This is a genomic window from Acinetobacter sp. F-1 (genome assembly GCF_022869025.1).
Lineage (GTDB): Bacteria > Pseudomonadota > Gammaproteobacteria > Pseudomonadales > Moraxellaceae > Acinetobacter > Acinetobacter pseudolwoffii.
This window is the reverse complement of record NZ_JAJKFX010000002.1, coordinates 160124-180950: the sequence shown is the minus strand read 5'-3', so window position 1 is coordinate 180950 and position 20827 is coordinate 160124. Positions and strand designations below refer to the sequence as shown.

General features: G+C 43.2%; 20 protein-coding genes. 10 read left to right on the top strand and 10 right to left on the bottom strand.

Annotated elements, in window-relative coordinates; genetic code table 11:
• Positions 1 to 6 precede the first annotated feature (6 nt).
• Complete coding sequence (locus tag LOZ91_RS02775; protein WP_005097634.1) at positions 7 to 570, bottom strand: PilZ domain-containing protein; 564 nt, start codon at positions 568 to 570, stop codon at positions 7 to 9.
• Between the two features lie 26 nt (positions 571 to 596).
• Here LOZ91_RS02775 and LOZ91_RS02770 point away from each other — a divergent pair, with 26 nt between their 5' ends.
• From LOZ91_RS02770 to LOZ91_RS02760, 3 genes are all read left to right on the top strand, one after another.
• Positions 597 to 1832 (top strand): lipoprotein-releasing ABC transporter permease subunit, encoded by a 1236-nt coding sequence (locus tag LOZ91_RS02770; protein WP_005097633.1) that lies wholly within the window; start codon positions 597 to 599, stop codon positions 1830 to 1832.
• The gene (lolD, locus tag LOZ91_RS02765) at positions 1825 to 2508 is read left to right on the top strand and encodes a lipoprotein-releasing ABC transporter ATP-binding protein LolD (protein ID WP_005097632.1); all 684 of its coding nucleotides are present in this window, start codon (positions 1825 to 1827) and stop codon (positions 2506 to 2508) included. Before LOZ91_RS02770 ends, lolD begins: the two co-directional genes overlap by 8 nt.
• 86 nt (positions 2509 to 2594) lie before the next feature.
• Positions 2595 to 5060 carry a DNA internalization-related competence protein ComEC/Rec2 gene (locus LOZ91_RS02760; protein ID WP_244782626.1) on the top strand — a complete coding sequence of 822 codons (2466 nt, stop codon included), beginning with the start codon at positions 2595 to 2597 and terminating at the stop codon, positions 5058 to 5060.
• On the opposite strand, the gene LOZ91_RS02755 is transcribed toward LOZ91_RS02760, so the two are convergent.
• The gene (locus LOZ91_RS02755) at positions 5049 to 6023 is read right to left on the bottom strand and encodes a lysophospholipid acyltransferase family protein (protein WP_244782625.1); all 975 of its coding nucleotides are present in this window, start codon (positions 6021 to 6023) and stop codon (positions 5049 to 5051) included. The two genes, LOZ91_RS02760 and LOZ91_RS02755, sit on opposite strands and share 12 nt — an antisense overlap.
• 126 nt (positions 6024 to 6149) lie before the next feature.
• Here LOZ91_RS02755 and sppA point away from each other — a divergent pair, with 126 nt between their 5' ends.
• A complete protein-coding gene (gene sppA / locus LOZ91_RS02750) occupies positions 6150 to 7172 on the top strand; it encodes a signal peptide peptidase SppA (protein WP_005170028.1) in 1023 nt (340 codons plus the stop codon).
• Positions 7169 to 7972: an alpha/beta hydrolase gene (locus LOZ91_RS02745; RefSeq protein ID WP_159138216.1), complete on the top strand. Its 804-nt coding sequence runs from the start codon at positions 7169 to 7171 to the stop codon at positions 7970 to 7972. Before sppA ends, LOZ91_RS02745 begins: the two co-directional genes overlap by 4 nt.
• Positions 7973 to 8033: 61 nt before the next feature.
• On the opposite strand, the gene purN is transcribed toward LOZ91_RS02745, so the two are convergent.
• Complete coding sequence (gene purN, locus LOZ91_RS02740; protein WP_074383364.1) at positions 8034 to 8663, bottom strand: phosphoribosylglycinamide formyltransferase; 630 nt, start codon at positions 8661 to 8663, stop codon at positions 8034 to 8036.
• 6 nt (positions 8664 to 8669) lie between these two features.
• The gene (gene purM / locus LOZ91_RS02735; RefSeq protein ID WP_005097626.1) at positions 8670 to 9740 is read right to left on the bottom strand and encodes a phosphoribosylformylglycinamidine cyclo-ligase; all 1071 of its coding nucleotides are present in this window, start codon (positions 9738 to 9740) and stop codon (positions 8670 to 8672) included.
• A gap of 135 nt (positions 9741 to 9875) precedes the next feature.
• Here purM and cxpE point away from each other — a divergent pair, with 135 nt between their 5' ends.
• The 4 genes from cxpE (at position 9876) to LOZ91_RS02715 (ending at position 16156) form a co-directional block, all read left to right on the top strand.
• On the top strand, positions 9876 to 11096 hold the full coding sequence (cxpE, locus tag LOZ91_RS02730) for a chloramphenicol efflux transporter CxpE (protein WP_074383363.1): 1221 nt from the start codon (positions 9876 to 9878) through the stop codon (positions 11094 to 11096).
• A 14-nt stretch (positions 11097 to 11110) separates the two neighbouring features.
• Positions 11111 to 11815, top strand: coding sequence for a DnaA regulatory inactivator Hda (hda, locus tag LOZ91_RS02725; RefSeq protein WP_005097624.1), 705 nt, complete (start codon positions 11111 to 11113; stop codon positions 11813 to 11815).
• 120 nt (positions 11816 to 11935) lie between these two features.
• Positions 11936 to 13735 carry a rhombotarget A gene (gene rbtA / locus LOZ91_RS02720; RefSeq protein ID WP_180076234.1) on the top strand — a complete coding sequence of 600 codons (1800 nt, stop codon included), beginning with the start codon at positions 11936 to 11938 and terminating at the stop codon, positions 13733 to 13735.
• 9 nt (positions 13736 to 13744) lie between these two features.
• Positions 13745 to 16156 (top strand): CSLREA domain-containing protein, encoded by a 2412-nt coding sequence (locus LOZ91_RS02715; RefSeq protein WP_179999219.1) that lies wholly within the window; start codon positions 13745 to 13747, stop codon positions 16154 to 16156.
• A 333-nt stretch (positions 16157 to 16489) separates the two neighbouring features.
• Here LOZ91_RS02715 and LOZ91_RS02710 read toward each other — a convergent pair whose 3' ends face one another.
• The 5 genes from LOZ91_RS02710 to LOZ91_RS02690 form a co-directional block, all read right to left on the bottom strand.
• Entirely contained in the window at positions 16490 to 16903 is a 414-nt protein-coding gene (locus LOZ91_RS02710; RefSeq protein ID WP_005097618.1) for a DUF3106 domain-containing protein, read from the bottom strand.
• Positions 16893 to 17210: a hypothetical protein gene (locus LOZ91_RS02705; RefSeq protein WP_005097616.1), complete on the bottom strand. Its 318-nt coding sequence runs from the start codon at positions 17208 to 17210 to the stop codon at positions 16893 to 16895. Before LOZ91_RS02705 ends, LOZ91_RS02710 begins: the two co-directional genes overlap by 11 nt.
• Positions 17207 to 17821, bottom strand: coding sequence for an RNA polymerase sigma factor (locus LOZ91_RS02700; protein WP_005097615.1), 615 nt, complete (start codon positions 17819 to 17821; stop codon positions 17207 to 17209). The genes LOZ91_RS02705 and LOZ91_RS02700 overlap by 4 nt, the downstream gene beginning before the upstream one ends.
• A 167-nt stretch (positions 17822 to 17988) precedes the next feature.
• Positions 17989 to 18765: an RNA methyltransferase gene (locus LOZ91_RS02695; protein WP_005097613.1), complete on the bottom strand. Its 777-nt coding sequence runs from the start codon at positions 18763 to 18765 to the stop codon at positions 17989 to 17991.
• Between the two features lie 52 nt (positions 18766 to 18817).
• Complete coding sequence (locus LOZ91_RS02690; protein ID WP_244782624.1) at positions 18818 to 19792, bottom strand: class 1 fructose-bisphosphatase; 975 nt, start codon at positions 19790 to 19792, stop codon at positions 18818 to 18820.
• Positions 19793 to 19973: 181 nt separating this feature from the next.
• Between LOZ91_RS02690 and LOZ91_RS02685 the strand changes: the two genes are divergently transcribed.
• Complete coding sequence (locus tag LOZ91_RS02685; RefSeq protein WP_005097610.1) at positions 19974 to 20159, top strand: NF038105 family protein; 186 nt, start codon at positions 19974 to 19976, stop codon at positions 20157 to 20159.
• Between the two features lie 75 nt (positions 20160 to 20234).
• Here LOZ91_RS02685 and pal read toward each other — a convergent pair whose 3' ends face one another.
• Positions 20235 to 20807 carry a peptidoglycan-associated lipoprotein Pal gene (pal, locus tag LOZ91_RS02680; RefSeq protein ID WP_005097609.1) on the bottom strand — a complete coding sequence of 191 codons (573 nt, stop codon included), beginning with the start codon at positions 20805 to 20807 and terminating at the stop codon, positions 20235 to 20237.
• Positions 20808 to 20827 lie beyond the last annotated feature (20 nt).

The window sequence follows — 20827 nt, the reverse complement described above, 5'->3', positions numbered from 1 at the left end:
AGTGATTTAAGCAAAGTTGGCTTTGACACATTCACCCAGTTTGACACGGTCTTGTGGGTGCATGGTAATGAAATAAGCACCGGTCCGGAATTTGCTATTTTCTTCTTCACGACTGTAGGCCACTTGGGCGGTTGCCGCAATATGGAAGAAATTTTCCGGGTGGCTTAAAGTCACGTGCAGATAGGTGCCTTCAGTGATGGGGCGGTCACTAAAGAAACTAAAACCGGTTTCCGAAAAGTTCACCTGCTCTGGTACAGGTAACATGCTTTGTACAATTGCGTCATACAAAGAACCGGTAATAAGGTTTAATTTTTGGTTGAATAAGGATAAGATTCGAGCAATTTGTTGATCTTTTTCAGATAATTGTTCTAATTCGTAGTTAACCGCATGATCAAATTGATCTAGCTCTGCAAGTAGTAGAAAATAGCGGGGCAAGACAAAGTTAGAGTCATAAGGATCATTTAAGGCAACATCATCGGAAATAATCTGATAATTAATTCGTAAGGCAGCATCGATGCGAGACATAACGCGTCTTTCCGTGTATCCGTTTGGATGCTGTACATTTTCCATAATTTATTACCTCGGACTAGATGGTTATGTTTAAACCAATCTCGCTGTATATAGGGTTGAAATATACTCGCGCACGGCGTAGTAACCACTTCATTTCTTTTATTGCATTGGTCTCAATGATCGGTCTCACGCTCGGTGTAGCAGTCCTCATTACAGTTTTGTCTGTGATGAATGGGTTTGACCGAGAGTTGAAAAATCGTGTCTTGGGAATGATACCTCAAGCTACTGTTTCTTCAACGCAAATTCTAACAAATTGGCCCGAACTTGCAAAGCAGATTGAGCAGCATGAGCATGTCCAGGGGGTTGCACCATTTACCCAATTACAGGGCATGCTGACGGCACAGGGACAGGTTGCCGGGATTATGGTCAGCGGGATTGAACCCGAGTATGAGAAAAAAGTATCCATTATACAAAACCATATGGTCGAGGGCAGTATTGATAGCCTGAAAAAAGGTGAATTTGGTATTGTTCTGGGCAAGCAGATGACCGATGCCATGGGGGTCGGTTTAAACGATAATATTACTCTGGTATTGCCAGAGGCGACCCCTTCACCAGCAGGTGTGGTGCCTCGTTTCAAGCGCTTTAAAGTGGTGGGAATTTTCAGTATTGGTGCTGAAGTCGACTCGATGATGGGATATATCGCTTTAAATGATGCTTCAACTTTATTGCGTCTACCAGATGGTGCACAAGGCGTGCGTTTAAAACTGGATGATATTTTTGTCGCACCGCAAGTGTCTCAGGAAATCGTGCGGGATTTACCAGCCAACTTCTATGCATCTGACTGGACTTATACTCATGGTAATCTGTTCAGCGCGATCCAGATGGAAAAAGCCATGGTCAGCTTGTTATTATTCCTGATTGTGCTGGTTGCGGCATTTAATATCGTTTCATCACTGGTGATGGTGGTGACGGATAAAAAATCGGACATTGCGATTTTACGGACTTTGGGTGCTTCGCCTGCCACCATTACCAAAATCTTTATGGTGCAAGGCACGGTGATTGGGGTGATTGGGACATGTGCCGGCGCAATCCTCGGGATTATTGCAGCGACTAGTATCAGTAGCTTTATTGGCTGGTTAAACAATACCTTGGGTCTGAATATGTTTGATGCCTATTTTATCAATTATCTACCTTCTTATTTGCGCTGGCAGGATGTCTTGGTCATTGTCGGCTTGTCATTGGCCTTAAGTTTTGTCGCGACGATTTACCCCGCTTTACGTGCAGCAAAAATTCAACCGGCAGAGGCTTTGCGTTATGAGTAATCTGATTTTAGATGCCCAGAATATTCACAAATCCTTTACCGATGGCAAAGCCACCGTCGATGTGATTCGAGGCTTGTCGCTGCAGGTCAAAGCAGGTGAGTTTGTCTCGATTGTCGGTTCGAGTGGTTCTGGTAAAAGTACCTTATTGCATGTTTTGGGTGGACTGGATCGACCAACATCAGGGCAAGTGATGGTCAATGGTCGCCGTTTCGATACCTTGTCCGAAGCAGAGCGCGGCTATGTGCGCAATGAGCATTTGGGTTTTGTGTATCAGTTTCATCATCTGTTGCCAGAATTTACGGCACTGGAAAATGTAGCCATGCCCCTGATGCTCCGCGATAATGTGAAGTTTAAAGAAGCCAAACAGCAGGCTGAATACTTGCTGGAGCGGGTTGGTCTTTCGCATCGTCTGACACATAAGCCAGGTGAATTATCGGGAGGGGAGCGTCAGCGTGTGGCCTTAGCGCGTGCAGTGGTGGGCAAACCTAAACTGATGATGGCGGATGAACCGACCGGAAATCTGGATCGTAAGACTGCAGCAAAGATTTTTGAACTGCTCACCGAATTGCAACGTGAATTCAATATGGCGATGCTGATTGTGACGCATGATGAACAACTGGCACATGCTGCAGACCGAATTTTACATATGCAGGATGGTCTTTGGGTCACACCCTAAATCAAGAGAATATTCGCATTTGATTGAAGCTCACTCCGGTGGGCTTTATTATTGGGTAAAATAATAACCATAAAGAATAAGATCCAATGTTGCAGTGGCTGTGTATCGGCTGGATTTTAGGCCTGGCCTGTATGGGGAAAAGTTTTCTGTCTGTTCAACTGGGCAGCACGGTCGTTCTAATCGCGGTATTACTGTGGTATCTGGGTTGCCGTAAATTAAAGCACATTTTCAACACACCATTACGTAATTTGGTCATGACTGGTTCAAGCCTGCTGTTAGGATTATTTCTAGGCCATGGCTATGCCAATCTGCAACTGTCTGAACGCTTGTCGACGCGTGAATATGAAGTCTCCGAAAAACAGATCGTGGTGTATATCAAAAACCTGAATAAACTTGGTAAGCAGAATATCCAGCAAGCTCTGCATGTGCTCAGTCCTGATGGCAGTACAGTTAAATGGATGGGCTTTTTGCCTGTCCAAGAACCCGTGACTCAATCCAGTTTGATAAATACGCAGATAAAGCAGCACTCCCTTGAACTTGGACGATATTACTTAATTCAAGGCCAAATCCGACCTCATCATAGTTATGCCACACCCGGATCTTTTGACGCGGAAAAGTGGGCATTACAGCAAAATATCATGGCCGGTTTCCGAATCAAGAGCATTCAGGAGTTACAACCGCAACAACTTTATGTGCTTGGTCATGGCAAATATTTACGCCAGCAGCAAAATTTACGTCCGCGAATTTTACTTTGGGTAGAGCGGCAGCGACTGGCATTAAGAAAATTTGTAGCCAGGCAACCCGTACAGTATAAAGGTTTGTTATTGGCCTTATTAAGCGGTGATGAAAGCCTGTTAGATCCAGCGACAGAGCGACAATTCCAGCGTTTTGGTATGAGCCATTTATTAGCCATTTCCGGGCCGCACGTTCTGATCTTTGCCTTGATGGTCTGTGGTACTTTGCAATATCTGATTTCAAGATTTATGCCGCATATTTATCTGAAATGGCCAAGGCAGTATTTTTTGAGCCTGCCTTTTTTACTGTGTGTCTTGCTGTACTGCGCCTTTGTGGGCTTTGAAATTCCAGCGCTACGCACTTTATTGATCTGCGTGATTGTGACCTTTACCTTGTTGCTCAGGCAAAGTGTGCAAGCTTTAAAATTACTGATTCTGAGTGCTGCCTTATTATTGCTCTTTGATCCTTTCAGTATTTTGTCGGCTGCATTCTGGCTGTCTTATGGGGCCTGCTTTGTTTTGCTGCGAATCTATCAGACCATTCAGCAGCAACCGCGTCAGACAGAACAAACCTTATTACAACGGCTATATTTTGCGTTGAAAGTGCTGCTGGAATCACAATGGAAAATCTTTCTGGCGCTATTTCCCTTGATGATGCTGTTTTTTAAGCAAATCGCCTGGATTACCCCATTCAGTAACCTGGTCGCGATTCCATGGATTGGGCTGCTGATTGTGCCTATAGATATTCTGGCGGCTTTGTTGTTTTTTATTTCAGAGCCACTTTCCAGTGTGGTATTTCAATTGAATGATGTTTTCATTCACATGCTGCTGGCATTTCTGGATCTGCTTGATCGGCTGTTTGCTCCACAACTGATTCCGGTGGCGATGAATGTCTGGATGATTGCGCTGTGTATTCTGGCCTTAATGATTGTATTTTTACCGCGTGGCCTATTGCCCAAAAGCTGGACGGCACTTGCCTGTGTGCCGCTGTGTATTCCTCAGCTCAATCAGCATGCATTTCAGCTCTCTATTCTGGATGTGGGGCAGGGACAAGCAATTTTTCTTCGGGATGGAGCGCGTAGCATGATGATCGATATGGGTGGCTATTATGATGAAGAAAAATTCAGTATCGGTCGACAGGTGATTCTGCCATTTCTGTCTGTGCAAGGTGTGGGTAAGCTGGATCAACTGATTTTAACCCATCTGGATCAGGATCATAGTGGCGCTTATCACAGTATTAAACATCAATTGAAAATTAAAGAAGTATCGTCCAATCAGATTCCTGAAATAGCGCACTCCTCCCGTTTTCAGTTCTGTCATCAAGGTCAGCAGTGGCAATGGTCTGAAGATATTCAGTTTAAAATTCTGGCACCTCGGCAGCATCAGTTAAATACAGCTCATTTCAATAAAAATGACCGGTCTTGTGTGGTATATCTGCAAGTTAAAAATGCCGGGCCTTATCAAAATTTTTTACTCATGGGCGATGCGGGTTGGGAGACTGAGTATCAGCTGCTCCAAGATTATCCTGAGCTTAAAGTTGATGTGCTGGTGCTTGGACATCATGGCAGTCAGCACAGCTCAGCCTATCAGTTTTTAGAAGTTTTACAGCCTAAACTGGCAATTGTTTCGGCAGGGAAATTTAACCGTTATGGCCATCCGAGCCAATTGACTCAGCAGCGGCTCAAAGCCCTCAATATTCCGTTACTGAATACGGCAGAGCAGGGTAGTCTGCACTTTCAGCAACAAGACTCAAAACTGGTACTTTCAGCCGAACGACATCAATGGCAATGGTTATATCGTCAGTCTTTAAATTACTGATTCTAGAGCAGGCTGATCTTTAGGCAGAGCTTGCATTCTCAAGGCGTTCACTTTGGCCAAAGCCTGTTCATGCTCCAGTGTATAAAGATTACCCAAATCTTGATGCGCATTGAAGCGTTTATAGCTCCAGTGATAATGTTCAGGATGGCGGCGGATTAAATCTTCAATACTGTTGATAATAACTTGCGTACCCTGATTGGCATTGCCACTATAAATTTTCTCATCAACTGCCTCGATGAAGATATCAAAACCATCTTCGGTATTCCGCAGGGCATATAGAAACAGGGCGCGGGCTTTGGTCTTTTGAATCAGCTTGGCACTTAAATTACTGGTGGCCAAAGGCACCCCAAAATACGGTATATATTCACCACCGACATTTGGGGTATGGTCTGGCAAGATCACGGTGGTGCCACCTTGTTTTAAGGCCTTAAAAATCTGACGGACGCCAGATTCATCGGTCGGCACCAGATGTGCCTGTTCGCGGCTACGCGCAGCCCGTACAAACTGATCCGCTGCCTGATTTTTTACAGGTTTATACATAATGGTCATGGAAGTAAACTGGGCGACATAGGCATTCATGATTTCCCAGGTACCAAAATGCGGCACAATTAACACCAGACCTTTATTCTGTGCCAGTGCATCATGAAGGAGATCTTCGCCAATAACGCGATGCACACGTTTGATATTTTTTTGATTGCTTGAGCCCCAAATGGTAAAGAACTCGAAATATGACATTAATTCATTGCGAACCGCAGCACGGTTAATACGCTCACGTTCGTCATTGGACAGTTCAGAAAGGCTGATCTCGAGATTGAGGCGAATGATTTCCGAAGTTTTGGTGACTTTGAAACTGTTCACAATAAAGGCCAGAAGACGGGCCATCCATCGAGAAACCGGAAGCGGTTGGCGGCTAATGTATTTGAGTAAACCGTAAGCTGAATTCCGTGAGTCCTGTTTGGTCATTGATTTCGTCTAAGTACAATAAAAAGAGAACAAAATTTATTATAGGCGAAAACGTTTTGTTTAGACAGAATTACCCGATTCAGTGTATATAATGGGTTCAATATAAATCAATTTATTGGATTATTTATGTCCGATTGGCCACCAAAACCTGAAAATCAAATACAAAATACGCAACAGCCAGTTCAACCGACTGGTCCGGAATGGAAATTGCTGGAAAAAGCGGTTTTAGCTTCGGTTGAAGAGCAGCGCCGTGCGCGCCGTTGGGGAATTTTCTTTAAATTCCTGACTTTTGCTTATCTGCTTGTGGTGATTTTGGCACTCGGCAAGAGCTGTAGTTCAGTTTCCTCAGATGCCAGCGCTGGCGCAGGTGCTCATATTGCCGTCGTCGATATTATTGGTACGATTGCTGCCGACAAGCAGAGTGTCAACAGTAGCAATACGATTAAATCGCTGAAAAAAGCTTTTGAAAATAAACAAAGTAAAGCCGTAGTGCTGAATGTCAACTCGCCGGGTGGTTCACCGGTACAGTCCGATGAAATCTGGCAAGAAATTCAGTATTTGAAAAAGCAGTATCCCGAGAAAAAACTCTATGCAGTGATCGGTGATACCGGTGCTTCGGGTGCTTATTATATCGCTTCTGCTGCGGATGAGATTATTGTCAATCCATCGAGTTTAGTTGGTTCGATTGGTGTGATCATGCCAAATTATGGCGTGAGTAATTTGCTGCAAAAGCTTGGTGTTGAAGATCGCACCATGACTTCAGGTGACAATAAAGCCTTGCTGTCGATGACTCAACCAGTCGATCCTGCACAAAAAGCCCATGTACAAGGTGTCTTGGATAATGTGCATAGTCACTTTATTAATGCGGTAAAACAGGGGCGTGGTAATAAACTGAAATCAACCGACCCTACGATTTTCTCTGGTTTGTTCTGGACCGGTGATCAGGCGGTGAAATTAGGAATTGCAGATCGGATTGGAAGTTTAAACACCTTGAAGCGCGAACTTAAAACTGAAAGAGCCTTGAATTATACGATTGAATATAGTCCATTTGAGTCCGTATTGGGTCGCATGGGCTCATCGATTGGTGACGGAATTGCCACTTCAGTTGCGCAGAAACTTCAGTCAGAAAACAGTACGACATTGCAATGAAACCATTGATTCATTTCGCGCACGCCAATGGCGTGCCATCGAAAGTCTATCAAAAGCTGTTTGATGGACTGCAAGATGATTACGATATTATCTATGTGCCGCTCTTAGGGCCTGATAAACGTTATCCAGTGGATAATCATTGGAAAAGCCTGACTCAGCAAGTGATTGACAGTATTGTGCGTCAGTCAAAAGGTCGACCGGTGATTGGTTTGGGACATTCTCTAGGATCAGTATTAACTTTCCAGGCTACCTTACAGCGTCCCGAACTGTTTTTGCAGATGATCATGCTGGACCCGCCGATGATTATGGGTAAAGAGGCCTTTGCCTTGCATCTTGCGAAAACTTTGCGCTTAAAAGCTTTGGACAGAATGTCTCCGGCAGGTCTGTCCAAGCGCCGTCGTGATCATTGGGATTCACGTGAACAGGCAGCTGAATTACTGCGTCCTAAAGGTTTTTATCAAGACTTTGATGCCGATTGCTTCCAGGCCTATATTGAGCATGCCTTGCAAGATGATCCGATTCGGGGCGGAGTAGAACTCACCATCCCTAAAAAGGATGAAGTGGCCGTGTTTAGAACCAATCCCTCACTGTGGTGGTTGCCTCAGGCGAAACCGAAAGTTCCGGTACATTTGGTCGTGGCTGAGCAAGGTCCATTTCTGGCCCGCAAGTTCCCGCAGCAGGTCGAAAAGAAATTTGGTATTCCTTTTACCGTGGTAGAGGGAGGACATATGTTTCCATTGGAACAACCCGATCAGGTAGCGGACTTGGTAAAGCAATTGATTCAGCAACAATCTGTTTGAATCATTAAAAAGAGAATATAAAAAACGCATCCGAGGATGCGTTTTTTATATTTAAATGATGTTAAAACTTGCAGAATTGAACAGGTTCTTGCATTTTCTCGTTTCGATATAGCACACCGTCTTCAGTGTATTGAATCGCACCGCTGCAAATCCATTCCACGACTTGAGGATAGATTACATGTTCAAGGCTATGCACACGCATTGCCAAACTGTCTACCGTATCGTGGTGAGAAACCTTGAGCACACCTTGAGCAAGCGCTTGGCCTGCGTCAAGTTCAGCCGTGACATAATGCACCGTACAGCCGTGCAGAACATCACCGGTATTGAGTACACGCTGATGGGTATGCATGCCTTTGTAATAAGGCAATAGAGAAGGGTGAATGTTCAACATTTTCCCCTCCCAGGCTTTTACAAATTTTTCACTTAAAATTCGCATAAAGCCGGCAAGTACCACCAGATCCGCATCCCAGTCCAGCAGTTGCTGATGCATCACATCATCAAACGCTTCTCGGTTTGGATATTGCCTGTGTTCAATAACTGCAGTTTGAATTCCTGCTTGTTGCGCACGCGTTAAAGCAAAGGCTTCAGGTTTATTGGAAATCACGCCGACAATTTGCCCTGAAAGATTGGCATCAATCAAGGCTTGTAGATTTGATCCGCTACCTGAAACAAGTACAGCAATTTTAATCATGCGAAATTATGCGAAGATCACACGAATTTTTTCGTCTGCACCTGCAACCGATTCAGCATTGTCTTGAATCTGACCCATTGTCCATGCTTTCTCACCAAGACCGTTGAGTAATTCAACAGTTTTGTCAGCTTCATTTGCATCAACCACAAGTACCATGCCGACGCCACAGTTAAAGGTACGATACATTTCAAACTGCTCTACACCGCCTTCACGTTGTAAAAGTTTGAATAGCTCAGGCCATTCCCAAGAAGATTCATTCACAAGCGCTTGAGCACCATTTGGAAGGACGCGAGGTAAGTTACCTGGCAAACCGCCACCGGTGATGTGTGCCATTGCGTGTACATCGACATGTTTAAGCAATTCAAGAATCGATTTGACATAAATACGGGTTGGTTCCATTGCAACATCTGCAAGTGGGCGACCATCAACGATTTGAGTTAAATCAACATTTTTCACGTCTAGAATTTTACGAAGCAGTGAGTAACCGTTTGAGTGCGCACCTGAAGAAGCAACACCAACTAAAACGTCACCGGCTTTGACTTTAGAGCCATCAATAATTTTGCTTTGCTCAACGACACCGACACAGAAACCTGCAAGATCGTAATCTTCGCCTTCATACATGCCTGGCATTTCAGCAGTTTCACCGCCGACCAGTGCACAGCCAGCAAGCTCACAACCAGTACCGATACCAGTGACAACATTTGCAGCAACATCCACATTCAAATGACCAGTTGCATAATAGTCGAGGAAGAACAGTGGTTCAGCACCACACACGAGAAGGTCGTTAACACACATTGCCACCAGGTCTTGACCAATTGTGTCATGACGGTTCAAATTCAATGCTAAACGTAATTTTGTACCCACACCATCTGTGCCAGATACGAGAACAGGTTCTTCATAACCTTTAGGAATTTTACAAAGTGCACCAAAGCCACCTAGACCGCCCATAACTTCGGGACGTGAGGTACGCTTAGCGACAGATTTGATACGATCGACTAACGCGTCGCCCGCTTCAATGTCGACACCTGCATCTTTGTAGCTTAAACCAGTATTTGGGGTAGAAGTTGAGTTGCTCATAATGAAGTCTCCGCATTCGCGGTGGCGATTATAACCTGAATATATAAAACTCTTATGGTATTTCTGATCTAAAATGCTATCTTTATTGAAATATTTTAATTTTTAGAATGATTAATAGAGAAAAGGCGAAACTTTATGGTAGATCGCACATTGCGTCGCGTGTTTATCCTAGCTGGGATAGCTTTATTGTTATGGACTTTATACTTATTAAAACCCGTTGTAATTCCATTTGTTGCAGCACTTTTAGTGGCTTATCTATTTAGCCCGCTGGTGGATAAATTGCATGATGTGGGTCTGCCGCGTTGGCTTTCTATTAGTATTGTTTTTATCGGAATCGGAATTGTACTGACCTTGGCCATCTGGTATTTAGTGCCACTGATCTGGCAACAGTTGATGTATGCACGTGACAATATACCCGCGATCATTGGATGGATTAATTCGACCTTTTTACCGTGGTTGTCCAATACCTTTAATGTCGTTGAAATGGAAATTGATACCAATCAGATTTCTGATGTGGTCATGAATTATGTACAAACCAATTATAGCGCAGACAGTATTCAGGCATTCTTGTTACGCCTTGCTCAATCCGGAATTAATTTTCTCCAGATTGGCGGTACGATTGTCTTAATTCCCATCATTGCCTTCTATTTCCTGCTGGATTGGGATCGTATGCTGGGGAGCTTGCGCCGCCTGATTCCGCGTCCTTATGAAAAAAGTACACTAAAAATTGTAGGCGAATGTCATAGCGTGCTGGGTGCTTTTGTTAAAGGGCAGTTTCTGGTCATGATCTTGCTGGGAATTGTCTATGCGGTGGGCTTGCAACTGATTGGTCTTGAGGTTGGATTGATTATTGGTATGGTGGCAGGTCTGGCCAGTATTATTCCTTATCTGGGCTTTGCAGTCGGTATTATCGCCGCGGTGATTGCGACCTTATTGCAATTTGGGATTGACTGGTGGCAACTGGTATTGGTCGGCATTGTGTTTATGGTCGGACAGGCAGTTGAAGGTTATATTCTGCAACCATTCTTGCTGGGCGATAAAATTGGTCTTTCTCCTGTTGCCGTAGTATTTGCCGTATTGGCAGGTGCACAGCTGGCAGGCTTCCTGGGAATGCTGATTGCATTACCGGTGGCAGCCGTCATTGTGGTACTACTGCGGCATGTACGCGAGTACTATGAACACACAACATTTTATGGCGATCGGGCCATTGTGATGCAAGATGCCTCTACTGGTTCAATCAATATCGAAACAGCAGACTTAGATGTTGATATTGAAATGAAAAAGCCAGAGAAAAAACCGCTGCAAGCAGAGGAGAACTCAAGTAAAATTCATGATCCCCATGGTAAAGACTCATAAGGCCAAAAAATCATATGCGTCAATTGCAGTTAGATATAGAACCTCAGCTCGATGCCCGAATCAGTGATTTTTCAGGGCCGGGTTGGGGGCATGTGATTGATGCAGTGCGTCAATTACATGCAGGCTTAATCAGCCGTTTTTATGTCTATGGTGGGGCGGGTACAGGAAAAAGTCATTTATTGTCTGCTATCTGTGACTCTTATCTTGAAGTAGGGAAATCTGCGATTCAGGTCTCTTTACTTGAGCTTCTAGATGCACCGACCGAGGCGATTACCTCGCTGGATCGTTTTGATCTGGTCGCACTCGATGATATTGAAGCGATTAGTGGTGTGCCGCATTGGCAGCGCGCAGTCTTTCATCTGATTAATTATAATAATGAAGGCGGCGGACAGCTGGTATTTTCTTCACGCTTTGCGCCGATTGAACTTAAGCTTGAGCTACCAGATCTACAGTCACGCTTAACACAAGCGGTGAGTACCCGTGTGCCGAGTGGTAGTCTTTATGCTGATCGTTATGCGCTGGTTTCATCCGTACTGGATCGTCGGGGGATTCATTTAGATCCTCAAATTTTTGACTATTTACTGAGTCATGGGCCACATCAAACTTCGGTACTTCTTCAGAGATTAGAGCAAATTATTCAACTGCTTAAGGGAGAAAAACTGAAGGTCAGCAATGCCAATCTGCGACAGATTTATGCCTTGATTGACGAATATCGGTAAATCATAAAAATTCTTGAGTAATTACTCAGTCTATGCCACAGTAAGGCAAAATAATTCACAGTTGCAAGGATTCTGCAACTTTAGAAGAAAAAGAAAGAAATAAAAATTAAGGAGAAGGTTATGCTCAAGAAGAGCATAGGCATGGCTTTGCTGTGTATGGCAGGGCAGGCGTATAGTGCAGATATTATTGTAACCACGACAGAAGATATTGAAAAAGATGACAAGGAATGTTCACTTCGAGAAGCCGTTGAATATATTAACCGGGGCTTAGCCAAAGAAGGTTTTATGGGATGTGGTGGAGAAAATTCATCCAGTACCATTATTTTAAAAGAAAAAAATACTTATGTGCTCAATAAGCATATAGCAATCAAAAAATCTCTAAGCATTCGGTCTGTAGCTGATAGCGATGAAGAATTCAGTACAACTGAAAAAACACTGGGTCTGCATAATGCCCATATTCAAATGCAAGGAACTGACAATCTATTTCGCCTTAACAGCACAGATACACTAGTTCAGCTTAACTTAAAAGAACTAGACCTCGAAGGCTGTGGCAAAGTCAGTTGTGCTGAACAAGGTGGTCTGATTCATAATAAAGGCCAAGTGGTGGTTGAATATAGCCGTTTATTTAATGGTGCAGCCAATTTGGGTGGGGCAATTTATAATACGGGACAATTTGGTCAGAACTTTCTCAGTCGTGTTGAAATTAAAAATAGCCTGATTGAAAATAACAAAGCACAACGAGGTGGCATTTTATATAGCGAGTTGCCCGCTTTCCTTATCAGGCAAAGTGTCCTTAAAAATAACCAGACCTTAAATAACTCGGCGGCCAATATTTATAGCGCCGGGCAGTTTGCTGACACAGAGAATCTTCAAAACATTAGTGCCGAAGTATTAAGTAGTACCCTATTAAAAAATAAGGGGACACTCATTAATGTCATGGACGGGATGGGATTAAATAACCTAACGATCGTTGATAATGCTGATACTGCTTTACGTATGAATGCCCCGGCTGGCAGGGCTTATGTGGCAAATAGTATTATTTTAAGAAATGGTGCACAGGACTGCCAAATTGAAAACGGCGATAAAACCCTGATTCAAAACAATCTGCTGACTGTGTCCTGCGGTACAGGGGATGCTGTTGCTCCAAATGAGCTTTGGAATGGTACACAAATCTTAGCCGAAGCTTCAAATAAGAGTGAAGGTGTTTGTCAAACCTTGAGTGAAAATAGCACAGCCATACTTTGTCCATACAGCGTTGCTAAAGGGCAATTTCTTGGTTATATGCGTCCACGTATTTTATTAAGTCATAATCAGGTCAGCGACTCATCTATTGTAAATAGAGGTACAGCGCTTAATCTTGCAGCCCCGACAGTGGCATGTGAAGCTGCTGACCAGCGTGGTATCAACCGTTTAATGGATAATCTGTTCTGTGACCGTGGTGCGATTGAAATCACTGTGCCAACCTCAGGGAGTCTGGTTGGACAAGACCTGTTAAAAGGTGAAATTGCCAAATTTTCAATTGAATCCTTTTTGGGTGATAGTGATTTAATTCCAAAAGAACAATGCAATGTCATGGTTGGTCAACAGCCGACAGGTGAGCCTTGGCAAGATGGATGTTTGAAAGTTGTGCAAACTAAAACAGAGTCCAAAGGTAAAACACGCATCGATATTCATGGCAATGTGGTGTATACCCCAGATTCGACTTGGCATGGGGCAGATATCTTCGAGCTGCAAGTGGTAACCACATCCACGCGATTTAATAAAAGTAAACCTTATCTGACCATTACCACTCAAATCGTGCAGGAGCCAAAAAATGAAATGGAAGACAAATCAGTCAAAACTTCAGGTGGTGCATGGGGCTTTGGTGGGCTACTGATTTTAATTGGGTTAATGGGTTTGCGCCGTGAATTAAAAGATTAAGGAAAAATCATGAAAAATTATAAAAAAGGACTGCTTGCGGCCATGATTTTATCTGCCATGAGTTTGATGGCAGCCGAAGATAAAACCATCTATGTCACCACTTTGGTGGATGAAGACGGAGAGAACAGTAATGCCTGCTCTTTGCGAGAAGCGATTAAAACTGCAAAATTAGATAAATCCTATGGCGGATGTAACGTCGGCCGTACGCTTCGGCTGGATGGTTCAGCCCCAGACGTGATTCAGCTTGAAGCGGGTGAATACAAATTAGACAGCGAACTTGTCATTGAGTCCGCGCTCAAAATTTATGGAAAAACGCCCTTTAGTTATACCAGTCGTAGTCCGATTACGAATTTATACCCAACCCGTGATGCTTTAAAAACCACGATTTCAGGTCAGGGAAAAACCCGTCTCTTTAACAGTATGGCCAGTCAATCCAGTCTGGAAGTCTATCATCTCATCTTAAAAGATGGTTATGCGGCAAAAAATACACAGGATAAGGGCAATGGCGGTACCTTTTATGTCGCGGGCCCCTTAAGCATTAATAGCAGTGAAATCGTAAATTCCCGGGCAGATGCAGAAGGGGGTGCTATTTATACGGTGGCGATGAATACCGAAAGGAGTGTGATCATCCAGGATTCGCTGCTTCACCAAAATAAGGCAAGTTCATATGGTAGTGTGCTGGCTATGGATTGCCAGGGGAATTTAGGGACGACTCAAACCAATGTAAAAGTTAGTTCTAGTAGTATTGTTAAAAATGGGTCAGAAAATACGGCCAGCATTCTTGATTTTTGTGGTTATGCAACCGTAGAGTTGAATAATTCTACCATTGCCAAAAATACTGCGAGTCAGACAGGGCATATTTTGCGTATGACCAATCAAGCCAATCGCCCTCTCAGTGCCTTTTCCAGTTTAACTGCCTTAAGTAATACTATTGTTGAGAATGCAGCTCAATCTACTTTATTTTATGACAAAACAGGTTCTAAATATTTCTATTTTAATGTTTTAGCATTTAATCAGGGCTTATCTTGTGAATATGTCTTAAATCAGGGGAATCCGACTAAGGAGCAAAGCGTCGTATTTACTACTGTTAAAAATGCCATACAAACCACTGGACTATCACGTTGTGTATTGCCAGAGTTAGATGCGGATGAAACTTCAAACAATCTTGACGTTTCTAACAGCACGATAAACAACTTATTAACAGCTTATATTGAGCCTGCAATTGATAACCGTTTTCTAGGCATGTATTACCCACGTGATAATGGAACAGCTACAGATTTGGTAGATGTGGGGGTAAGTGGCTGTGCTGAACAGGATCAACGTGGCATTGATCGGGTGGTGGGATCTACTCTTACCTTAAATCCAGATGCAAAAAATAGCTGTGAAATCGGTTCAATCGAAATCCGACGTCTGACCGTAGCAGATATCACAGATCTGAAAAATAGCAGCTTGGTCGATTTGAATAATTTTTATCAGGACAATATAACTGACATCAAAAGTATTATTGCAAATAAGAATACGCCAGCAGAGGAAATACCTGGTTTAAAGGAAGAGTTAAAAGAATACGAAGATTTACTTAAATATACCAAGCAATATCAGCAATACCGTGCAATTTATGTCAATCCCTTTGTGCTGGCCATGCCTCAGGAAACCTTGATGGGCAATACGGTTCAAACCAAAGTCTTGAATGCACAAAATTATGATATTAGTGTTAAGTCTTTAGGAGTAGGTGAGTTAATTGGTACCGGTAGTTCGACCAGTGTGAAGGGTGATCCGAATGACCCCAATCTTAAGTGTGAATGGAAGCCTGATCTCAACCGGATCATGATGTATCGTACCGATGGGAAAATGACCAAGGCAACAGATATGGAATTCTGTAGCTATACTCTCAAAGATAAGGCCACGGGGATCAGCAGTGCTGGAATTTTAAAAGCAGCTTTTAACAATATTGCACCGATTGCCAAGAGTGATGAATACTGGATTAGCCCAGAGAATAATCTGACAGTGACTGTGAATCCACTTGAAAATGATAGTGATGATGGTGATGGGCCTCTACCTTCAGGAAAGTCGGCTTTTTATCAGGATAAAGAGGGAAAAGAGATTCCAATTCGTATTGTGAAGATTCCTGCCGGAGTTTCTCTTAATGCAGAGCGACAAGGCCCTTGTCCTGATACTTATCAGCGCGAGACCTGCTATGGTGGAAAACTGACATTTAGTGTGAGAAATAACTTAAGCCAGGCAGATTACAGCATGCAGTATACGATTTTTGATGCAGATGAAAAAATGTCTGAAACAGCAACGATCCTGCTACGAAATACGGTAAAAAATACCAATACGTCATCAAGTGGCGGTGGCTCATTCGGAATTTGGGGACTATTCGGATTATTGGGGCTGGTCGCTTATCGCCGTCTAAGAAAATAAAACCTAATTGGAAAATTCAAAAGCCTCCATTTGGAAGAATGCTGATCAGTTAAGGAGTTTAGCAATAGACGCTTTAACTTTTTAGTGGTTCACGATGGAGTCTTAAGGTTTTAAATCAAATATTTGTCATATCATTTGTGACTTTGGTTTTGCTCAAATGAGAAGCGGAGTTTCACAAGGAAGGCATCTTGCGGAGCAATACACCTCATGCATCCAACAGTTGCGGATGACTTTTCCACCTGGCAAATATGATCATGAATTTAAAAAAGAAAATGCCAGTCAATTGTTTAACTGACTGGCATTATCCATTTGGAGGCTTTTTATATGGGTCGCTTAATGCGAGCTAGAGGGTGGTTGAGTCGTTTGCTGGTATTTGAGAATGTACTCTTCCCGAATGGCAAGTCGTTCTTCAGGTTTGGCATTTTGCATGCGTAAGCCAAGTTCTCGACGTTCCTGACTGCTCATCATTTGCCAAGTCTCACGCATTCTTTGTTTTTCAACCTCAGGAAGCTGGGTAAACCAGTCCATACGCTGCTGTAAGCTGACGCTCTGCTGTTCTGGAATTTCCTTGAGGGACTGATAGCGTTTAATAAGTGCCAACTGTTCGGAATCAGAAAGACTATCCCAGGTATCGGAAACCTGAGTATTTGCATCTTTAGAAAAGATCCAAAAACGTTCAAATCCTGCAAAACTGGTTTGCAGAAAACTGAATGCACAAAAAGCAATTGCCAATCTTTTAGCTGCCATGTGGAACTTTGTCCTCACCTAGAACCATTAGCATTTCTAAATCTTCAAGCATTTGTGGGGACAGTTTCGGTACTGACACCATTTGGGTTTGCGGCTCATTGTGGCTAGAAATATTGGGTAATACTACAACACCTGCAATTGCTGCTGCCAAGGCAAAACCTGACATTTTTAAAAATGCAAAACGTGAATGTTTAGAATCCTGAATTTCTTCAAGAACATGGTGCATGACAACAGGTTTGTGTTTATGTTGTTGTGCCAGTCCATCGAGTTTGGAAGTTACTTGTTTTAAGAAATCATCTTGATTCATTCGGATGACCCTCCCAGATATGGATTTAAATGTGCCAAAGAGGTACGTAAGCCTTGAATAGCACGGTGATAATGAGTTTTTACACTGCCTTCTGAGCAGTCCATAATTTGTGCGGTGGTATGCGTATCAAATCCTTCCCAAGCTCTCAGCATAAATGCCTGCTGCTGACGTACAGGTAGTTTGGCAATGGCTTCCTGGATTTCTTCAGCTGTCACTGCCTGATCCAGAAAGTCCAAAGGCGTCGGTGTAGCTTCGTCCACGATATCCTCAAGTTCAATTTCGTCATCATCCAGACTGACTTTCTTAAAAAATGAAAACATCTGACCACGCCGTGCTTCTTTACGACGCCAATCCTGTAATTTGTTGTTCAGAATTGTATAAAATAGGGGATACCATTCTTCAGTACTTTTTTCCGCATAGGATTTATGTAAGGAAATGAAAGCTTCCTGAACCAGATCCATGGCAATACCATGATGACCTTGAGTTGCACTTTCCATCATCACCAAGGCGCGTCCAGTCACATCTTGCATAAAATTCTTCAGACGTGCTTCAGCCGTACTCTTCAGAATACTTACATCGTGTGATTGCAACTGTTTTGGTGCTAAATCCATAGAGATGGAAAATCCTGTCATTGGACACCCACCATGATTCCCAAGTTCATAATCATATAACGTTGGGAATTATGGTTTGGTTGACAATTAAGTTTATTATTTTTGTAGTGTAATCTATTTTATAAACGGGCAGGGCCGAATTAAAACACTGTAACCTAAATCCCTAATTAGATACGTTGACGTACCATTTCAAAGAAACAGATCGATCCTGCAATCGCAACATTTAAGGATTCCTGACCACCCGGCTGCGGAATACTGACAGCTTCTGCGTGTTGCATTGCATAATCAGAAACGCCTTGACCTTCATTGCCCAAGATCCATACGCAAGGTTTACCTAAATCTTTTGAGTACAGACTTTCGGCACGATGTGAGCTGGTGACGTATACAGGAATTTGAAATTGCTCAAGAATTTGTTCAAGTGCAATATTTTCAAAAGTTTGCAGCGTGAAGTGCGCACCCATACCGGCACGTAATACTCGTGGTGACCAAAGTGATGCAGAACCTTTGGTGCAGACAATCTGTTCAATACCGGCTGCTGCTGCAGAGCGAAGCAGGGTACCAACATTACCCGGATCCTGTACATTTTCCAGAATTAAAGTGTCGGCTTTAAAATCCAGTGCATAATTTGCTGTCGGTAAAGTGACCACAGCTAAACAGGCTAAAGACGTTCCTAAGGTGCTTAAATCTTTGTATAAAGATTCGCTTAAAACAAAGACCATCCCTGTGTATTTTGCGAGAATTTTCTCGAAATCAGGATGCGAAAGTGCATGTTCAGTGGTAAAAATCGAATCAATTTTACGGTTTTCATGCAGCCAGGCGAGAGACAGATGCGTGCCTTCCAGCACAGTTTGCCCCTGTTTTTTACGATAGGTGTTTTGTTCAATCAAACCACGTAAGTGTTTAATTTTTGGATTGTCTTTTGAATCAAGAAAAAAAGTTGGCATGGGAGATATAATCCACGGTAGCCGATTCAATATCGGCTACCGCTATAAAAAATTAGTTATGATAGCTGGTCACAAGATCAACTTCGTTTTTAGAACCGATAATCACTGGCACACGTTGATGTAGATCGGTTGGTTCGATCTCCAGAATACGGACACGGCCTGTGGTGGATGCGCCGCCAGCCTGCTCCATGAGCATACTCATTGGGTTGGCTTCATACATTAAACGCAGACGACCAGCTTTAGCCGGATCTTTAAAGTCGTATGGATACATGAAGATACCGCTACGACAAAGAATACGGTGAATATCGCCCACCATACAGGCAACCCAGCGCATATTGAAATCTTTTTCACGAGGACCGGTTTTGCCTGCCAATAATTCATCGATATAACGTTGTACTGGTGCTTCCCAGTGGCGTTGATTCGAGGCATTGATCGCATATTCTTTGGTATCTGCAGCGACTTGAATCGCTTCAGAAGTTAGCAGGAATTCTTGAGTTTCCGGGTCAAAGGTAAAGAACACTACGCCTGCACCGACAGTCAATGCCATCATGGTCGATGGACCATACAGTACATAACCTGCAGCCACTTGATTGACACCGGCTTGCATAAAGTCTTCGGCCTGAGTCACGGCATTTTTCGCAGGAAGAATCGAGAAAATCGTACCCACACACATATTGATGTCGATATTACTTGAACCATCGAGTGGATCGAACAAGACCAGAAATTGACCATTTTCTTGTGCAGGGGTGAATTCATCCAGTTCTTCTGAGGCCAAACCACCGACATGCGGATGTTGCTGTAAAGCATCAATCAGATAATCATTGGAAATGACATCCAGTTTCTTTTGCTCTTCGCCTTGAACATTTTCATGCTGTGCACTTCCCAATACACCCGCTAAAGCACCTTTTTGCAGCAACAGATCGATGTCCTTGCAAGTGCTTGCAATCGTTTCAATAACTTGTGCAAGTTCAGGTGTGAGATTCCCGCTTTGTTGCTGTAAAAACTGGGATAAGGTGCAGTATGACATAAGGGAAAACTCCAAGACTTAAATCGGGAAAAAATGATCAAAACGATATGCGGCTATATTTTAGATGAGAACGTACTAAAAGAAAAATTAAACTGGATTATTTGTATCGATTTTGCCCTTGCAACTCCTGTGGAAAGTGCTATGTTGAAGGCAAGGGAAAATTGAGAATAGGAGCACAGATATGACAACATTAAAGTTTGATGCGACTCCAACGCCAAGTGAAGGCATTACTTTAGATGATATCTCTGAAGACAAGATGAAAGAAGCCTGGCGGGATTATGAAGCAAAACCAGAGTACAAACAATTCAATAAACACGACCTGATTGAATCGATGCAAGCAGTTGAACCAGGCCAGACCGTAGAATAAACAGATTTGTTCATTCAACCCAATAAAAAGCACTCAATCATGAGTGCTTTTTATTTGATACGCCAGCATTGAAAGTTATTTTAACAATGGTGGTACCGCTTCATAATTAATTTCAACACGGCGGTTTTCTTTCCAGGCATTTTCATCATGACCTGGATTGATTGGCATTTCCTTACCATAGCTGACGGCTTCTAATTGAGCAGCATTTACACCAGTAGTCACCAGGAAGCTTTCAACAGCTTTGGCACGACGCTCACCAAGCGCCATGTTGTATTCACGGGTACCACGTTCATCGGTGTGACCGGTGAGTGCGACACGTGAATTGGCATTGGCCATCAGGAACTGTGCATGTGCTTGTAGTGTACGAAGATCTTCATTGCTGAGTTCAGTACTGTCATAGTCAAAATGTACGACACGTTTTGCCAAGAAAGCCTTGTTTTCCGCAGTGACACCCTTTGCCGATGCACCCGCCATGTTTTGTGCATTTAATGCAGCATCTTCACTCAGACCTTGCGTATCCACTGTGGTTGAGCTGGTTGTATCTAAACCGCCGGTTTGAACTTCAGCGGCAGGTTTACGGCTCGCACAACCTGTCATGACGACAGCTGCTGCTAAAAGTGGTAAGGCAAATAATTTTACTTTGTTCATCTTCATCTCCATGAAGTTTG

Coding starts and splice junctions, on each gene's coding strand:
- LOZ91_RS02775 (WP_005097634.1), bottom strand. CDS start 570: ATGGAAAATGTACAGCATCCAAACGGATACACGGAAAGACGCGTTATG.
- LOZ91_RS02770 (WP_005097633.1), top strand. CDS start 597: ATGTTTAAACCAATCTCGCTGTATATAGGGTTGAAATATACTCGCGCA.
- lolD (WP_005097632.1), top strand. CDS start 1,825: ATGAGTAATCTGATTTTAGATGCCCAGAATATTCACAAATCCTTTACC.
- LOZ91_RS02760 (WP_244782626.1), top strand. CDS start 2,595: ATGTTGCAGTGGCTGTGTATCGGCTGGATTTTAGGCCTGGCCTGTATG.
- LOZ91_RS02755 (WP_244782625.1), bottom strand. CDS start 6,023: ATGACCAAACAGGACTCACGGAATTCAGCTTACGGTTTACTCAAATAC.
- sppA (WP_005170028.1), top strand. CDS start 6,150: ATGTCCGATTGGCCACCAAAACCTGAAAATCAAATACAAAATACGCAA.
- LOZ91_RS02745 (WP_159138216.1), top strand. CDS start 7,169: ATGAAACCATTGATTCATTTCGCGCACGCCAATGGCGTGCCATCGAAA.
- purN (WP_074383364.1), bottom strand. CDS start 8,663: ATGATTAAAATTGCTGTACTTGTTTCAGGTAGCGGATCAAATCTACAA.
- purM (WP_005097626.1), bottom strand. CDS start 9,740: ATGAGCAACTCAACTTCTACCCCAAATACTGGTTTAAGCTACAAAGAT.
- cxpE (WP_074383363.1), top strand. CDS start 9,876: ATGGTAGATCGCACATTGCGTCGCGTGTTTATCCTAGCTGGGATAGCT.
- hda (WP_005097624.1), top strand. CDS start 11,111: ATGCGTCAATTGCAGTTAGATATAGAACCTCAGCTCGATGCCCGAATC.
- rbtA (WP_180076234.1), top strand. CDS start 11,936: ATGCTCAAGAAGAGCATAGGCATGGCTTTGCTGTGTATGGCAGGGCAG.
- LOZ91_RS02715 (WP_179999219.1), top strand. CDS start 13,745: ATGAAAAATTATAAAAAAGGACTGCTTGCGGCCATGATTTTATCTGCC.
- LOZ91_RS02710 (WP_005097618.1), bottom strand. CDS start 16,903: ATGGCAGCTAAAAGATTGGCAATTGCTTTTTGTGCATTCAGTTTTCTG.
- LOZ91_RS02705 (WP_005097616.1), bottom strand. CDS start 17,210: ATGAATCAAGATGATTTCTTAAAACAAGTAACTTCCAAACTCGATGGA.
- LOZ91_RS02700 (WP_005097615.1), bottom strand. CDS start 17,821: ATGGATTTAGCACCAAAACAGTTGCAATCACACGATGTAAGTATTCTG.
- LOZ91_RS02695 (WP_005097613.1), bottom strand. CDS start 18,765: ATGCCAACTTTTTTTCTTGATTCAAAAGACAATCCAAAAATTAAACAC.
- LOZ91_RS02690 (WP_244782624.1), bottom strand. CDS start 19,792: ATGTCATACTGCACCTTATCCCAGTTTTTACAGCAACAAAGCGGGAAT.
- LOZ91_RS02685 (WP_005097610.1), top strand. CDS start 19,974: ATGACAACATTAAAGTTTGATGCGACTCCAACGCCAAGTGAAGGCATT.
- pal (WP_005097609.1), bottom strand. CDS start 20,807: ATGAACAAAGTAAAATTATTTGCCTTACCACTTTTAGCAGCAGCTGTC.